Annotated in this window: 11 protein-coding genes; 7 read left to right on the plus strand and 4 right to left on the minus strand. The window is 68.1% G+C overall.

Annotated features, from left to right (window positions below):
- Nucleotides 1-11: 11 nt before the first annotated feature.
- The gene (locus OG780_RS37440; RefSeq protein WP_328455754.1) at nt 12-977 is read right to left on the minus strand and encodes a cyclase family protein; all 966 of its coding nucleotides are present in this window, start codon (nt 975-977) and stop codon (nt 12-14) included.
- The gene (locus OG780_RS37445; RefSeq protein ID WP_328455756.1) at nt 974-1,975 is read right to left on the minus strand and encodes a fumarylacetoacetate hydrolase family protein; all 1,002 of its coding nucleotides are present in this window, start codon (nt 1,973-1,975) and stop codon (nt 974-976) included. The genes OG780_RS37440 and OG780_RS37445 overlap by 4 nt, the downstream gene beginning before the upstream one ends.
- 126 nt (nt 1,976-2,101) lie before the next feature.
- Between OG780_RS37445 and OG780_RS37450 the strand changes: the two genes are divergently transcribed.
- Together OG780_RS37450 and OG780_RS37455 are read left to right on the plus strand one after the other, a co-directional pair.
- Nucleotides 2,102-3,013 carry a LysR family transcriptional regulator gene (locus OG780_RS37450; RefSeq protein ID WP_328455759.1) on the plus strand — a complete coding sequence of 304 codons (912 nt, stop codon included), beginning with the start codon at nt 2,102-2,104 and terminating at the stop codon, nt 3,011-3,013.
- Between the two features lie 258 nt (nt 3,014-3,271).
- Complete coding sequence (locus tag OG780_RS37455; RefSeq protein WP_443062257.1) at nt 3,272-4,498, plus strand: MFS transporter; 1,227 nt, start codon at nt 3,272-3,274, stop codon at nt 4,496-4,498.
- Between the two features lie 10 nt (nt 4,499-4,508).
- Here OG780_RS37455 and OG780_RS37460 read toward each other — a convergent pair whose 3' ends face one another.
- Together OG780_RS37460 and OG780_RS37465 are read right to left on the minus strand one after the other, a co-directional pair.
- Nucleotides 4,509-5,600 carry a LacI family DNA-binding transcriptional regulator gene (locus OG780_RS37460; protein ID WP_328455761.1) on the minus strand — a complete coding sequence of 364 codons (1,092 nt, stop codon included), beginning with the start codon at nt 5,598-5,600 and terminating at the stop codon, nt 4,509-4,511.
- A 15-nt stretch (nt 5,601-5,615) separates the two neighbouring features.
- Nucleotides 5,616-6,629 (minus strand): LacI family DNA-binding transcriptional regulator, encoded by a 1,014-nt coding sequence (locus OG780_RS37465; protein WP_328455763.1) that lies wholly within the window; start codon nt 6,627-6,629, stop codon nt 5,616-5,618.
- A gap of 296 nt (nt 6,630-6,925) precedes the next feature.
- On the opposite strand from OG780_RS37465, the gene OG780_RS37470 reads away from it, so the two are divergent.
- From OG780_RS37470 to OG780_RS37490, 5 genes are all read left to right on the plus strand, one after another.
- Nucleotides 6,926-8,242 carry an ABC transporter substrate-binding protein gene (locus tag OG780_RS37470; protein ID WP_328455765.1) on the plus strand — a complete coding sequence of 439 codons (1,317 nt, stop codon included), beginning with the start codon at nt 6,926-6,928 and terminating at the stop codon, nt 8,240-8,242.
- Between the two features lie 101 nt (nt 8,243-8,343).
- Nucleotides 8,344-9,228: a carbohydrate ABC transporter permease gene (locus OG780_RS37475; RefSeq protein ID WP_266755484.1), complete on the plus strand. Its 885-nt coding sequence runs from the start codon at nt 8,344-8,346 to the stop codon at nt 9,226-9,228.
- Nucleotides 9,229-9,233: 5 nt separating this feature from the next.
- Nucleotides 9,234-10,148, plus strand: a complete 915-nt coding sequence (locus tag OG780_RS37480; RefSeq protein WP_328455769.1) for a carbohydrate ABC transporter permease — start codon at nt 9,234-9,236, stop codon at nt 10,146-10,148.
- 44 nt (nt 10,149-10,192) lie between these two features.
- Complete coding sequence (locus OG780_RS37485; RefSeq protein ID WP_328455771.1) at nt 10,193-12,790, plus strand: family 78 glycoside hydrolase catalytic domain; 2,598 nt, start codon at nt 10,193-10,195, stop codon at nt 12,788-12,790.
- 501 nt (nt 12,791-13,291) lie between these two features.
- On the plus strand, nt 13,292-15,727 hold the full coding sequence (locus tag OG780_RS37490; protein ID WP_328455773.1) for a beta-glucosidase: 2,436 nt from the start codon (nt 13,292-13,294) through the stop codon (nt 15,725-15,727).
- Nucleotides 15,728-15,867: the final 140 nt, after the last annotated feature.

The raw sequence follows: 15,867 nt of genomic DNA on the forward strand, positions 1-15,867 counted from the left end.
TGCTGAGCGCGTCACTTGATCGCGATCGGGTTGACGGGGGAACCGACAGCGCCGGTGATGCGCAGGGGCGCGGCGGCGAGCAGGAACTCGTACACCCCGTCCGCCGCGCAGTCCTCGGCCAGGGCTTCCAGGTCCCACATCTCACCGATGAGGAGGCCGATATTGGGTATCGCGACCTGGTGCAGGGGCTGGAAGGCGTTCTCGAACTCGTTGGGACGGACCTCGAAGCCCCAGGTGTCCGTGGCGATCGCCGCGATCTCGGTGCCGTGGAGCCAGCCGGCCGTGGTGAAGGAAAGCCCCGGCGCGGGTCCGCCGGCGTAGTCGCCCCACCCGTCTCGGCGTACGCGGGTCAGCTGACCGGTACGTATCAGCACGATGTCACCGCGTCCCACGCTCACGCCCTGCGCTTCCGCGGTGCCGGCCAGGTGCTCCTCGGTGATGGCGAATCCGTCGGGCAGCTCGCCGGCGGTGCCCACGACCCGTCCCACGTCCAGGAGCACGCCGCGTCCGGCGACATGGGGAGCCATGTGCTCGATGCCGGTGACCAGGTCACCGTCGGAGGTGACGACCTTCTCGGCCGCGCGACCGTTCCATGCCTTGCCGTGATCGAAGATGTGCCCGAGCCCGTCCCATTGCGTGGAGCACTGGAGCGGCATGGCGATCACGTCGTCGGCGCCGCCGATGCCGTGCGGGAAGCCCTGGTGGCCGAGCGCGGCGTCGGTGCCGGTGTCCAGCATGGTGTGCACCGGGTTGGTGCGCCGCCGCCAGCCCTTCTGCGGGCCGTTCATGTCGAAGGACTGCGACAGGGAGAAGCTGGCCCCGCGCCGGACGAGACCGGCACCTTCGCGGCGCTTCCCCTCGTCCAGGAAGTTCAGTGTGCCGAGCCGGTCGTCCTCGCCCCAGCGGCCCCAGTTGGAGTACGTCTTGGCCGCCAGCGCGATCGCGCCTTCCGGATCACGGGGATCGACGGCCGTCATGCCTTCGCCTCCGCCACACATCGGGTGCTCTGGACGCCGAGCCCGGTGACCGAGCCCTCCATCACATCACCGTCGTGCAGAAGGCGGCCCCAGTGCATGCCGTTGCCGGCCGGGCTGCCCGTGAGCACAAGATCACCCGGGAGGAGATGCGCCGTCTGCGAGGCGTACGACACCATCCGCGCGACCTTGAAGATCATGTCCTTGGTGGACTCGTCCTGCATGGTTTCGCCGTTGAGCTTCAGCGTCACACGCAGGTCGTCAGGGTCGGCGATGGACTCGGCGGGCACGATCCACGGGCCGAGCGGCGTGAAGCCGGGCGCGTTCTTGCTGCGCAGCCAGTCGGTGCCGATCTGCGGCATGTCCCTGCGGAAGACGGTCGACCGGTCGGTCAGATCGTTGGCGATCGTGTAGCCCGCGATGTGCGCGGATGCCTCCGCGACGGACACCTGGTACGCGGGGCGGCCGATCACGACCGCCAGTTCCAGCTCCCAGTCCGGCTTCTCGGCCCAGGCGGGCAGCACGACGTCGTCGTAGGGACCCGTGATCGCACTGGGCAGGCCGATGAACACATACGGCAGGTCCTCGGTAGCCCGCCGGTCCATGATCTCGGCCGCTTCCGCTCGCCGTTCGGCCTCGGACCGGTCATCGCCGGGGGCACGGTGGGCGACGTGCAGGTCGATCACGTGCTGCCGGTAGTTCGCACCCGACTGGAAGACCTGGCGCGGTTCGACCGGGGCATGGACGTGATAGTCCGTGATCGGCGTGCGGCTGACGCCGGTGTCGGCGGCCAGGGCACGCAGCTGTGGCAGGGCCTTGTCCCAGCGATCCAGCAGGCTCAGCACGGTCAGCTGTTCGTCACCCAGTGCGGCCCGAAGGTCGAGAGCGTTGCCGTCCGGCATGACGAGAGCGGGGAAGCGGGGCCCGTCGGGGGCCGAGAGAGTCGCGAGGGCGAAAGGTCCGGCGAAGAGTGCGGACGCGGATTCAGGTTTCACGGACATGTCCTCCTGATTGCGGTGGGACTAATCTGGACCCCGCACCACTGATCAGGGAAATCGATTCTGTGGATGACCTGCATCCATGTCATGGATTGCTCCGGGTCGGCATCGCTCTGTAGAGGGACTTTCATGAACCTGGCCCGCTTGGATCTCAACCTCGTCGTCGCTCTGCGCGCCCTGCTGGAGGAGCGCAACGTCACCCGTGCCGGGCAGCGTGTCGGCCTCAGCCAGCCGGCGATGAGCGCTGCCCTCTCCCGGCTGCGCCGGCACTTCGACGACGACCTGCTCGCCCGCGTCGGCGGCCACTACGAGCTGACCGCGCTGGGGCAGGTCCTTCTGGACCGGACCTCGACCGCCTATGACGTGCTGGAACGCCTCTTCGCCAGCCAGGCCTACTTCGACCCGGCCAAGGAGAACCGGGAATTCAAGCTGATGGCGTCCGACTACGCCGTGGCGATCTTCGGCACCGAGCTGGCTCGCGTGATCCATGAGGAGGCTCCCGGGATTCGGCTGCGCTTCTCCCAGACCCCGACGACCGTGGTGGACGACACCGCCACCCTGCTGAGCGCCAGCGACGGTCTGTTCATGCCGCACGGCGTCATCAGCGACTTCCCCGCCACCGACCTCTATGACGACCGCTGGGTCTTTCTCGTCGCGCGGGACCACCCGAGCGTCGACGACCGGCTCACCCGCAAGGACCTTGCCCGGCTTCCCTGGGTGACGTACCAGCGAACGTACGACGCCCCAGCGGTACGCCAGCTCGGCATGCTGGGGATCGAACCGCGGGTCGAAGTCTCCGTCGACAGCTTCCAGTCGCTGCCGCTGCTGGTCGCAGGCACCCGGCGCATCGCGCTGGTCCAGGCGCGTATGGCCCAGTTGATGGAACCCATCGCCGCCGTCAAGGTGGTGGAGCCACCCTATGAAGCCGTACCGCTGAGAGAGGCACTGTGGTGGCACCCGGTGCACACGCATGACGCGGCACACATCTGGCTGCGTGAGACCGCCGCGCGCGTCGGAGCCCGTCTGGGCCCCCGGGGCTGAGCGGCGAGCCGGCTGTAGCGGCCACCGGGCGGGAAGTCGCTGAAGCCCGACACAGCCAACGACATCACTATCCACACGATGGATCGAAGGCATCGGCAACTTGGATGACGTGAGGGGTGGGCAGGCCGAGACCCGGAACGCATAGTCGTGGGACACCACCGCGCCCGTGAGCCGACTGCGGGGGCCGCCTGCACAGCCGATTCGGCCCGGTCCGCTACACGGCGCTCCTCCCTTCCTCACGTCCCACGGAGTGCCGCCATGCCCGCTTCCGCCGCCCTGCCCGCCCACGAACATACGGGGGACCCGGCCGTCTGGGGCAGGCTGCCCGCCGTGCTGCTGATGGCCGGCAGCTGCCTGCCGATCCTGGGAGCTGTCCTCATCGCTCCGGTCCTGCCACGCATGCAGGACGAATTCCAGCACGTCCCGGGCAGCGCCGCTCTCGTCCCGCTCGTGCTCACCGTCCCGGCCCTCTCCCTGGCCGTGCTCGCCCCGTTCGCCGGTGTCCTCGTCGACCGGCTCGGCCGCAAGCGCCTGCTGGTCGTAGCCACCGTGCTGTACGCGTTGTTCGGCACCGCCCCACTGTGGCTGGGCTCGCTCGTAGGCATCCTGCTCAGCCGTGTCCTGGTGGGCGTCGCCGAAGCGGCCATCATGACGTGCTGCACCACGCTGATCGGCGACTACTACAGCGGACGGACCCGTGACCGGTACCTCGCCCTGCAGACCATGTGCGCATCGGCGTCCGCCACACTCTTCTTCGTCCTTGGCGGGGCCCTCGGTTCGATCGGCTGGAGGGCGCCCTTCTGGCTGTACGCCGTCGGCCTGCTGCTCGCTCCGGCCATGGCCAGGGTGCTGCCCACTCCGAATCCGACGGCTGAGCCGGCAACAGCCGGCCAACACCCCTTCCCGCTGCGGCGCATGGCGGGGATCTGTCTGCTGACCGTCTTCGGCGCGATGGTCTTCTACACCGTGCCCGTGGAGATGGCGTATCTCATGGACGACCTGGGCGTGCGGTCCACCGGAGTGGTGGGTGCGGTCACGGCGCTGGCCAGCGCGGCCACCGTCCTGGGCTCTGTACTCTTCACCAGGCTCACCGATCGGCCACGCCGCCGAATGCCGGCCCTCTTCCTCCTGTGCGCCGTGGGCTTTCTGCTGATGGGGGCGACGGACCACGTCGCCCTTGTCATCGTCGGCGCCGTCGTCAACTGCGTCGGTACGGGGCTGCTTCTTCCCTCCCTGCTGACGCTGGCGCTGTCCCGGCTCGATTTCGCCGACCGCGGGCGTGGCACCGGGCTGTGGACGGCGGCCTTCTTCCTGGGTGAATTCGCCTGCCCGCTCGCCCTGCTGGCCGCCAAGGGCATGCTGGGCACGCTGGCCTCGGCCGTCGTGCTGTTCGGCCTGCTCACGATGCTGGTCTCGGCCGCGCTGCTTCCCCTGACCCGCCGATCACCGAAGACGCTGCCCCAGCATGTTCCCGAGAGCATCTGACTCACTTGGGTCACCGCGCCGGCGTCCGCATGGTCGACCGGCGCACGACCAGTTCCGGCTGCAGCACCACGTGGGTGTGTTCGTGCGTGGCGGCTTCGGCCGTGTCTTCGAGGAGCAGCCGGCCTGCCTCGCGGCCCAATGTGAGAGCGGGGCGTCGTACCGAAGTGAGCGGAACGACGGCGGACGCGGCGAATTCGATGTCGTCGTATCCCACCACTCCGATGTCTTCCGGCACCCGCAGACCGGCCTCGTACAGCGCCTGCATCACGCCGAGTGCAAGCAGGTCGTTCGCGCAGAAGACGGCGGTGGGGCGCTTTCTGAGGCCGAGGATCCTGTGCCCGGCGTCCCTGCCGGCGCCCACGGTGAGCGCCGGGCACGGCAGGTCCCGAAGCGACTCCGCCGGAAGTCCGGCCAGGTTGACCGCGATGGCCGCTCCCCGGCGCCGGTCCCGAACCTGCTGGAGACAGTCGGGTCCGCTGACGTAGCCGATCGACCGGTGTCCCTGCTGGATCAGGTGGCGCACGGCGGCCTGTCCTCCCGCGACGTCGTCGATGCCGACCGAACAGGCCCCCGGCTGAGGGGCGTTCTGGTCCGCGATGACGAACGGCACCCCGTTGCGGCGGAAGCCCGCCACCCTGCGCCCCGTGCCGTCTCCCGAGGCCAGGACGGCGCCGCGGACCTGGTGCGAGGTGATCAGCGAAAGGTGGCGGGCCTCGTCGGCCGGTCCTCGGCCGGCCGTGCACACCATGACCCCGAGGTCGGCCTCGAGCGCGGCCTGTTCCACGCCGGCGGCCAGCGCGGTGAAGAAGGGATTGGCCAGGTCGAGGACCAAGACGGCCACGAGCCGGGAAGCGAAGCCGCGCAACTGGCGCGCGCCGTCCGAACGTACGTATCCCAGGGCGTCGATGACGTCCAGGACCCGCTGCCGGGTCGGCGCGGCGACGATGTCGGGGCGGTTGAGGACGTTGGACACCGTGCCGAGCGAGACGCCGGCTTCCCGCGCGACGTCCTTGATGCCCACTCTGCGCCGGGCTCTGGCTTCCCGGGCGGCTGCTGTGTGGTGGCGCGGTGGCTCGCGCCGGACCACGGGCACGGTGGGCATCGTCCGTTCCACGGTCTACCGGCCTCCTGGCGTTGCCGTGCTCTTCCGCACGACCAGGCGCGGGGTCATGGTGGTGCGGATCGCCCGGTCACGGCGGCCTTCGACTCTCTCGATGAGAAGGCGCGCGGCTGTCGAGCCCATGGTGTGTCCGGCCTGGTCGACGCTGGTCAGCTGGACCGGGGCCAGGGCCGCGAGGGCCGTGTTGTTGTAGCCGACGAGGGAGAGATCGTCGGGGATGCGCAGGCCGAGTTCGTGGGCGGCGCGGTAGATGCCCAGGGCTGCGACGTCGGCGCCGGTCATGATGGCCGTGGGGGCGCGTTCCGTGGTCAACAGGGTCATGCCTGCTTTGAAACCACCTTCGTCGGAGTACGCGGCATGGTGCACCTGGGCGTGGTCAGCGAGGCCGTGCCGTCGCATGGCCTCCATGTAGCCGGAGGCGAGCACGATCTCGGGTGCTCTCTTCCACCGGCCCGTCCTGGCTCCAGGCGCCGAGACAAGGGCGATGTCGCGGTGGCCGAGGGAGACCAGGTGGTCCACCACCAGGCCGGCGCCGACATCGTCGGCGTCGACGACCGAATCGTGGCTGTCCGCGGCGTCGTCGTGGCCGATCACGACCGTGGGCGTCGACGCAGCGGTGGCGAGGACCTCCGGGCGGGGCGTGCTCGGCGCGATAAGGACCAGGCCGTCCATCTGGCGGTCCACCATGGAACGGATGGTGCGGGCCTGGTCCTGCGCGTCGAACCCGGCCGCTCCGATCAGCACGGTGTAGTCGGAGCTGCGCAGCTCGTCCCGGATGCCGTCCAGGATGTCGGCGAAGAAGGCGTTGCGGACGTTGTCCAGCAGGACGCCGATGGTGTAGGTCCGCCCGCGCATGCCACGGGCGGCGGCGTGCGGGCGGTAGTCGAGTGCGGTGATCGCGGCCTGCACCTTCTCGTGCATGGCAGGGCTCACCCCGTAGGCGTTGTTGAGCACCTTGGACACGGCCGCAATGGACACGCCTGCGTGCCGGGCGACATCGGTGATCGTCACGCGCTTGTTCTGCCTGGGTTCTGCAGCGCCGTCCATCGCCCGCACTCCGGTTCTCGTGGTCGTTGGTGTAACGGTTTACAGGATGTCACACGCCCAGCGTCAAGTCTCTGGTTGAAATCCCTGGTGTTACAGCTCCGTGTCTTGACGGAGTAGGGCGACGGGTGCAGGGTGTTGCCCACTCGACATGGAGAACGTTTTACGAACTCCAGCGTGGCGCGGCCGCCTGTCGCTCTCGGCGCCGTCCTTCCGTCTTCCGCCTCACATCTCGCTTCTTCTCCAACCCCTGGGAGTCACCCGTGTCCCTTCGCACGTTCCGCGCTCGGCGCACACGTCTGGGTCTGTTCACGGCCGGCGCGGCCTCAATGGCCCTGCTCGCCACCGCCTGCGGCGGCAGCGGGAGCGGTACCGCGGCGGCGCCGAAGAACTTCAGCTACCTCAGCGTCACCGAGAACACCACCGTCAAGACGGCCCTGACCAGCCTCTCCGAGGGCTCGTGCAAGTCCGCGAACGACGCGCTGCCCCTGAAGGTGGAGACCGTTCCCCAGGCGAGCCTCGACCAGAAGCTGCAACTGCTCGCCGGGCAGGGCGCCCTGCCGGTGCAGTTCGCCGCGGGCAACGCCCCCGCGCTCACCCAGAAGCTCGCCAAGTCGGGGAAGATCGCCGACCTGGAAGCCAAGCTGAAGGAGCTGGGAGTCGACGACCAGTTGGAGCCGGCCGCCGTGTCGACGATCAAGGCACTGTACGGCGGCAAGCTGGAGGTACTGCCGTACGAGTACAACATCGAGGGAGTCTTCTACAACAAGAAGATCTTCGAGGCCAACGGCCTGAAGGTCCCCGGCACTTGGGACGAGCTGGTCGCTTCAGCGGCCAAGCTCCAGGCCAAGGGCATCCAGCCCTTCTCCGCCTCCGGTCAGCAGGGCTGGCCGCTCACCCGTCTCCTCAGCGGCTACCTCTACCGCAGCCTCGGCCCGGACGCGCTCAAGGACGTCGCCGACGGCAAGGCGAAGCTGACCGACCCGCAGTACGTCAAGGCCGCCACCGAGATCGCCGCCCTCGGCAAGAAGGGCTACTTCGGCAAGGGCGTCGGCTCCATCGACTACGACACCGCCATGAACCAGTTCCTCACCGGCAAGGCCGCCATGCTCTACATGGGCAGCTGGGCACTGGCGAACATCTCGGACGCCAAGCAGGACAAGATCGGCGCGGACAACGTCGGCTTCATGCCCTTCCCGGCCGTCTCCGGCGGCAAGGGCTCCATCGACCAGTACCCGTCCAACGTCGGCCTCGGCATCACCCTGGGCGCCAAGTCCTTCGACAAGAACACCGGTGCCTGGGTCTCCTGCATCGCCAAGAACTACGGCAGCAAGGCGCTCAAGGACCACGGCTCGATCTCCGGTTTCAAGGTCAACACCCCGGTCACCGACGCCAACGAGGTCACTACCCAGGTGCGCGACACCATCAGTGCCTCCAAGCAGAACGTCCTGTGGTTCGAGGCCCTGTTCGGCACCAAGGCCACCACGATCAGCCAGACCAACGCCGCGGGCCTGGTCAGCGGAAGCGTGAGCCCCGAGCAGTTCATGCAGACCGTCCAGGACGCGCTGTCCGCTCAGTGAGCCGACCGGGGTGGCGTGCCTGACGCCGCACGCGCCTTCCGCGCGCCGCCCCGGCGCCTGCTCGGCACAACTCCTCATCGTCATCGAAGTGGATACCACTCATGCACCGCGTACTCGGTGACCGCAGGGCCATCGCGATCCTGCTCGGTCCCGCACTCGTCGTCTATTCCCTGATCATGCTCGTCCCGATGGTGTGGTCGCTCGGCTACTCCTTCACCAAGGGCAACTCCATCGACGGCTTCACCGGCAACGGCGTCGCCAACTTCTCCCGCCTTCTCGATGATCCGGCCGTCCGCCACGCCCTGTGGTTCACCCTCAAGTACGCCGTCGTCGTCACCGCCGGCCAGGTGGTCGCGGGCTACCTCCTGGCCCTGCTCTACGTCTTCTTCCTCAAGCGCGCCTCCGCGCTCGTGCGAACCCTCGTGTTCTTCCCCGTAGTACTGCCCACGGTCGCCGTCGGCCTGCTCTTCCAGAAGTTCTTCCAGGTCGCCCCGCAGACCGGCCCCGTCAACTCACTGCTGAACGCGGTGGGCATCGACTCCATCGACTTCTTCGGCAGCTCTTCGAGCGCCTTCTGGGTCCTCGTCGTCATGGACATCTGGCGCTCCATGGGCTTCTACGCCGTCCTGCTCTTCGCCGGTCTCGTCGACATCCCTGAGGAAGTCCTGGAGTCCGCGCGCCTCGACGGAGCGACAGGCCTGCGACTGGTGCGCCACATCGTGCTGCCGCTGTCCCTGCCCGTGCTCATGTCCTCTCTGATCTTCAGTATCAACGGCACGCTGAAGGCCTTCGACTCCATCGTCGCGCTCACCAACGGCGGCCCGGGCAACGACACCACACCACTGACCCTGTACATGTTCCAGACGTCGTTCACCTACGGCGACTACGGCTACGGCAGCACCATCGCCGTGCTGCTCACCGTGGTGTGCCTGCTGGTGAGCCTGGTCGTCTTCCGCGTCTCACGGCGCGACCTCACGGAAGGCTGACAACCATGGCCATCGACACCCCTGTGAAGGCCACCGCCCATCAGGCGAGCCGCGGACCGTCCGCTGCTTCCGGACGGTCCCGTTCCCGGCGGCGCGTCCGGGTCAGCAAGGTGTGGGTGAAGATCGTCGTCACCCTGCTGCTGGTCGTCGAGATCTACCCGCTCGTCTGGATGTTCCTGACCTCACTGAAGTCCAACAGCGACTACCTCAACCACTCGACCTGGAGCCTGCCCACCACGTGGGAGTGGGGCAACTACACCGAAGCGTGGACCACCGGCCACATCGGCTTGTACGTCCGCAACAGCCTGCTCGCCGTCGTCCCGGCGCTTGCCCTGATCCTGCTGCTGGGAGCGGCAGCCGGTTTCGCGCTCCAGGTCATGGTGTGGAAGGGCCGCAACCTGACCTTGCTGGTCTTTCTGGCCGGCATGATGGTGCCGCCGCAGATGATCCTGCTTCCCCTGTTCACGGTGTACTTCCAGACCGGTCTGTCCGGCACGCTGTGGCCGCTGATCCTCACCTACACCGGCACAGGCCTGCCGCTGACCGTCTTCATGATGGCCACCTACTACAAGTCCGTCCCCCGTGAACTCTTCGAGGCCGCCACGATCGACGGCGCCGGGATCCTGCGCTCCTTCTGGACCATCAGCATCCCGATGGTCCGCAACGCACTCCTGACCGTCGGCCTGGTCGAGTTCTTCTTCATCTGGAACGACCTGCTGATCGCCCTCACCTTCACCAACAGCCAGGACCTGCGCACCGTCCAGGTCGGCCTGCTCAACTTCACCGGCGACTTCGGCGCCACCCAGTACGGCCCCCTGTTCGCCGCCATCTGCCTCAACGTCTTCGGCACCCTCCTGATCTACCTCTTCCTCAACCAGAAGGTCATGAAGGGCCTCACTTCCGGAGCACTCAAGGGCTGAACCTCCGAAGCCCAACCGCTCCCGCACGTGAAGAAAGGTTCCCCTTGTCGACCCCCCAACCCGCCCCGGTCTCCTTCGAACACCTCCCGGACGGCCTCGGTATCGGTACGGCCACCCCACGGCTGACCTGGAAGCTTCCCCCCGGTACCGGCAGCCAGCAGGCCTACGAGGTCCGGCTCGAACGTTCCGGCCGTGAGCACAGCACCGGCCGGATCGAAGGAAGCGACCAGCTACTGGTGCCCTGGCCCGGTGAACCGCTGGCCTCACGCGAGAGCGTGACCGTCCGAGTCCGGGTCTGGACAGCCGGAGCCGCGGCTCCTTCCGCATGGAGCGAGCCCAGCGTGGTGGAAGCCGGGCTGCTCGACCCGGCGGACTGGAGTGCGATACCGGTCGGCGGCGGATGGACCGAGGATCCGGCCGCCGAACGCCAACCGGCCCGGGTACGCAAAGACTTCGACCTGGATCGCCCGATCACCCGAGCCCGCCTCTACGTCACCGCTCACGGCCTGTACGAGGTGGAGATCAACGGACTCCGCGTGGGCAGCGAGATCCTCGCCCCGGGCTGGACGGTCTACCCCCACCGCCTGCGCTACCGCACCCATGACGTCACCGCCCACCTCGCCACAGGCACCAACGTCATCGGTGCCTGGCTCGGCGACGGCTGGTACCGCGGCAAGTACGGATTCGACGGCGGCACCCGCAACATCTACGGCACCGACCAAGCCCTCATCGCCCAGCTGGAAGTGACCTACGACGACGGCACCACCGCGGTCATCGCCACGGACGCCACCTGGACGGCGGCCACGGGGCCCATCGCCAGTAGTGGCCTCTACGAAGGCGAGCACTTCGACGCCCGACTCGACGACCCCTATTGGGCGACCCGCACGCCTGAGCAGCACACAGAATGGACCCCCGTTCGGCTCGGCAACCGGAACCCGCGCACACTCGTCGCCCCCCAAGGCCCGCCCGTGCGCTGCACCCAGGAGATGGCCCCTGTCGCCATCACGCGAACGGCCGACGGCCGTCACCTCCTCGACTTCGGCCAGAACCTCGTCGGCCGGCTCCGCCTCACCGCAGACGGCCCCGTCGACACCACCATCACCGTCCGACACGCCGAAGTGCTCCAGGACGGAGAACTGGCCACCCAACCCCTGCGCGAGGCGTACTCCACCGACACCATGATTCTGTCCGGACGTGGTCCGTACACGTGGGAGCCCCGGTTCACCCTGCACGGCTTCCGCTACGCCGAAATCAGCGGCTGGCCAGGGGAGTTGACGCAGGAGTCGGTGACGGCCCGTGTCTATCACACAGACATGCGACGTACGGGCTGGTTCGAGTGCAGCGACCCGCTGATCAACCGGCTCCACGAAAATGTCGTATGGAGCATGCGCGGCAACTTCGTCGACATCCCCACCGACTGTCCCCAGCGCGACGAACGCCTCGGCTGGACGGGCGACCTTCAGGTCTTCGCCCCGACCGCGAGCTTCCTCTACGACTGCGCCGGCATGCTGGACTCCTGGCTCACCGATGTCGGGCTCGAGCAGCTTCCCGACGGCACCATCCCCTGGTACGTGCCCGTCATCCCCGGCAAACCGATGTGGACGCCGATCCAGCCCGGTGCCGCCTGGGGAGACGTCGCCACGCTCACCCCCTGGACCCTGTACCGGCGCTTCGGCGACCTGCAGATCCTGCGCCGCAACTACGCCATGGCCAAGGCGTGGGTGGACCTCGTCGAACGGCTCGCCGGCCCCGATCGCCTCTGGGACACCGGATTCCAGCTGGGTGACTGGCTCGACCCCGCCGCCCCGCCGGATGACCCGGCTGCCGGCTGCACCGACCGTTACCTGGTGGCCACGGGCTACTTCGCGTATTCCGCCCGTCACCTGTCCCTGGCCGCGGCCGAACTGGGCATGGAACAGGACGCCGCGCAGTACGCCGCACTGGCCGCAGAGGTGGCGGCCGCCTTCCGCCGCCGGTACGTACTGCCCGTCGGTCGCATGACCAGCGACAGCCCCACCGCCTACGCACTCGGTATCGCCTTCGACCTCCTCACCGAGCCGCAACGACGCGCAGCCGGCGACCGGTTGGCCGAATTGGTCCTCGCCGACGAAGCCCGTATCGCCACAGGATTCGTCGGGACTCCGGTGATCTGTGACGCCCTCACCGACACCGGCCACCTGGACGTCGCCTACCGCCTGCTGACCCAGACCGAATGTCCTTCCTGGCTCTATCCGGTCACGCAAGGGGCAACCACCATCTGGGAGCGGTGGGACAGCCTTCGCCCCGACGGCACCCTCAATCCCGGCGGTATGACCTCCTTCAACCACTACGCTCTCGGAGCCGTCGCCGACTGGCTGCACCGCGTCGTCGGAGGCATGGCCGAGTCCATGCCCGGCTATCGGCAGCTTGTCTTCCAGCCCCGGCCCGGCGGCGGCATCACCTGGGCACGGACACGCCACGAAACGCCCTACGGCGCAGCCGAGTCGTCGTGGGAGACAACCGCCGACGGCCGGATGCGCATCCATGTCGTCGTGCCCGACGGCTGCTCCGGCGTCGTGCGGCTCCCAGGGTGTCCGCCGGTCCATGTGGAGCCGGGGGAGCATGAGCTCGACTCCTGGGAACTCCTGGAGAAATCAGCCTGAGAAACATTCACCGATTCCAAACAGTCCGGCGCTGATCACGGCGCCGGACTGTTTGTTTTCGGCATCCTCTGCGGCTTTGCCATTCGGCCTGTCGATGACGCCTATCGATACGGTTTATAGTCAGTCACGCTGCCTGCTGGTTTCAATTGAAATTTCACGCACACTTTTCAATGTGAGTATCAAACTGGCTGGTCAACGGCATTTTGTTGCACGGCTGCCGAAAGGGTTGACCCTGCTGGGCGGGTCCTCTAGTTTTTCCGTTCAACAAGCGTACGCCGCATGGAAATCTCCATTCCCTCACTGCTTCTGCTGCCGCGGGACTCGGTAGGCAAGCAGGTGAGTCCGGGAACACCGCAGGGATCCGTTTCCCTCCCCGAGTTGGGGCCGGCCGTGAACCTGACCCCTCGGCCGGCCCCTTTTTCCATAAGCGTAGATCCGCCCCCCTTTCGGAGAGCCGCCGTGAAAAGAAGATCATTTCTGTCTGCCGCCACCCTCACCGCAATGAGCCTGAGCATGGCTCCCCTGATGACCGAAGCGGCAGCCGCCGCACGGTCCGAGGCACCGCAGGATCAGGCGGACGCGATGCTCGGCCGTATGACAGCGGCTGAGAAGGAAGCGCTCGTCCGGTGCGACTTCGCGACCGTCGCTCACCTGGGTATACCGGCTCTGACCATGGTGGACGCCTCGGCCGGTCTGCGCGGCGAGCAAGGCGTGACCGCATTCCCGGTTCCGGTCGCGCAGGCGGCGACGTTCGACGAGAACCTGGCGGCACGTATCGGCCGCGCGATCGGCGCGGAGGGCCGTGCCAAGGGTTACAACAACCTCCTCGGCCCCACCATCGATCTCACCCGGACCTGGCACTCCGGCCGACAGTCCGAAGGCATGGGCGAGGACCCGTTGCTCGCCGGCCAGTTGGGCGCGGCTCTCACCACCGGCATACAGAGCCAGAACGTCGCAGCCACGGTCAAGCACTTCGCCGCCTACACGCAGGAGACCAACCGCTTCTCCACAGACACCAAGGTCTCCGACCGTGCGCTGCACGAACTCCACGAAGCACCGTTCCGCCGCGTGGTCACCGCCGCCCCGACCACTTCGGTCATGATGGCCTACCCGAAGATCAACGGAACCTTCGCGACACAGAGTTCGGCTCTCTTCGACGACTTGAAGAAGGCCATCGGACTGCAGGGCTACACCGTGCCGGACTTCTGGGCGGGTGACGACCAGGTCGCCGCCGCGCGAGCCGGCATGGACCTCGCCGGGCTCGGACCCTACGCAGTCAAGATCCCCGCCGGAGCACTCACGGGCGGTGCGATACCGAGCACCCGGCTCGACGACGCAGCCCGACGCATCCTCGTCACGATGTACGCGAACGGTCTCTTCGACCATCCTGTACCCACTCCGGCGGCCGACGTCAGCACCCAGGCCCACCAGGACCTCGCCCATGAGACCGCCGTCGCCTCCCTGGTGCTTCTGGCCAACCGCTCCGCAGCACTCCCTCTCCCGGCCACCCTGAAATCCCTGGCCGTCATCGGCCCGGCCGGCACCGACGTCCTCACCGGCGTGGGCGGCTCCACCTACGTCGACCCGGGTACATGGACGACGCCCCTGAACGCCATCCGCGCCCGCGCCGGCAGCGGCGTCACGGTCACGCACGCACAGGGCACCAAGGGAGATCTTCCCCTGACCGCGGTTCCCTCCACCGTGCTGCGCAGCGGCGCCGGGACCCCCGGCCTGTCCGCCACCTACTACTCAGGGGCAGAGGCCTCCGGCACCCCGCTCACCACCCGCACCGACGCCACCGTCGACTTCACCGCTGCTCCCGTGGACAACCTGCCCGACGTGTGGTCGGCGAAATGGACCGGCACCCTGGTGCCGACGACCACGGGCCTGCACCGGTTCTCCCTGCTCACCGCCGGAACCGCCACCTTGAAGGTCAACGGCACCACGGTCGCCACCGGCACCCGGCACAGCCGCCGCTTCTTCCTCGGCCCCTACGACTACCCCCTCCAGGGCGCCACCGCGCTGACCGCCGGAAAGGCCGTCACCATCGAGGTGACCTACACCAACGCGACCACCGACCCCGGCACCTGCGGGCTCACCCTCGGATGGCAGCCCGAATCCCTGATCCCCGCCGCTGTCGACGCGGCGCGCGCCGCGGACGCCGCCATCGTCTTCGTCAACCGGGTCGCCGGCGAGGACATGGATCACCTGGCACTCGGTCTGCCTGGTGATCAGGAACAGCTCATCGCCGCCGTGGCAGCGGTCAACCCGCGCACCACCGTCGTCCTCAACACCGACGGTCCCGTAACGATGCCCTGGCTCGGCGACGTCGAGGCCGTGCTCCAAGCCTGGTACGGGGGTCGCGGCATGGGCACGGCGCTGGTCGCTGTCCTCTTCGGAGACAGCGACCCTTCCGGCCGCCTGCCCGTCACCTTCCCCGCCGACGCCACCCAGGGGCCGGGCACCACACCCGCGACCTACCCCGGCAGCAACGGAGCCGTCTCCTACGACGAGGGCATCTCCATCGGCTACCGCTACTACGACAGCAAGGGGCAGCAGCCGCGCTTCCCCTTCGGCCACGGCCTGTCGTACGCCACCTTCGCCCACGGCTCCCTCGAAGCCACATACGACAAGAGAGCCGAGACAGTGACGGTGGGCGTGACCGTCACCAACACCAGCTCACGCAAGGGCACGGAACTCGTGCAGTTCTACGCCGCACTGCCGAGCGCCGCCGCCGCCGAGCCGCAGCGGCTCGTCGCGTTCCGCAAACTCACCCTGGCCCCCGCGGGCTCCCAGCGGCTCACGGTCACCGTTCCCGTGGACAACCTCACCATCTGGAAGGCAGGTGCCTGGGCACTTGTCCCCGGCAGGTACACCTTTGCCACAGCGCACAGTTCCCGTGACCTGACCGCGCAGCGAGCCGTTCCCATCAGCTGACCGCAATCCCGGCCGGCACGTCACGCCGTCCGCCTCCTCGCCACGGCGTGACGCGCCTCAGCCATTCCCGTCCGGCTCGTCGAACCTCCGCCTCCACCACCGCATGGAGCCCGCCAGTGTCCCGCAGACCGAGACCCCTT

It is taken from the genome of Streptomyces sp. NBC_00386, assembly GCF_036063235.1.
Classification (GTDB): domain Bacteria; phylum Actinomycetota; class Actinomycetes; order Streptomycetales; family Streptomycetaceae; genus Streptomyces.

What these genes read in the sequence shown, in the direction of transcription:
- OG780_RS37440 (WP_328455754.1), bottom strand. Translation starts at nt 977, where the DNA reads ATGACGGCCGTCGATCCCCGTGATCCGGAAGGCGCGATCGCGCTGGCG.
- OG780_RS37445 (WP_328455756.1), bottom strand. Translation starts at nt 1,975, where the DNA reads ATGTCCGTGAAACCTGAATCCGCGTCCGCACTCTTCGCCGGACCTTTC.
- OG780_RS37450 (WP_328455759.1), top strand. Translation starts at nt 2,102, where the DNA reads ATGAACCTGGCCCGCTTGGATCTCAACCTCGTCGTCGCTCTGCGCGCC.
- OG780_RS37455 (WP_443062257.1), top strand. Translation starts at nt 3,272, where the DNA reads ATGCCCGCTTCCGCCGCCCTGCCCGCCCACGAACATACGGGGGACCCG.
- OG780_RS37460 (WP_328455761.1), bottom strand. Translation starts at nt 5,600, where the DNA reads ATGCCCACCGTGCCCGTGGTCCGGCGCGAGCCACCGCGCCACCACACA.
- OG780_RS37475 (WP_266755484.1), top strand. Translation starts at nt 8,344, where the DNA reads ATGCACCGCGTACTCGGTGACCGCAGGGCCATCGCGATCCTGCTCGGT.
- OG780_RS37480 (WP_328455769.1), top strand. Translation starts at nt 9,234, where the DNA reads ATGGCCATCGACACCCCTGTGAAGGCCACCGCCCATCAGGCGAGCCGC.
- OG780_RS37490 (WP_328455773.1), top strand. Translation starts at nt 13,292, where the DNA reads ATGAGCCTGAGCATGGCTCCCCTGATGACCGAAGCGGCAGCCGCCGCA.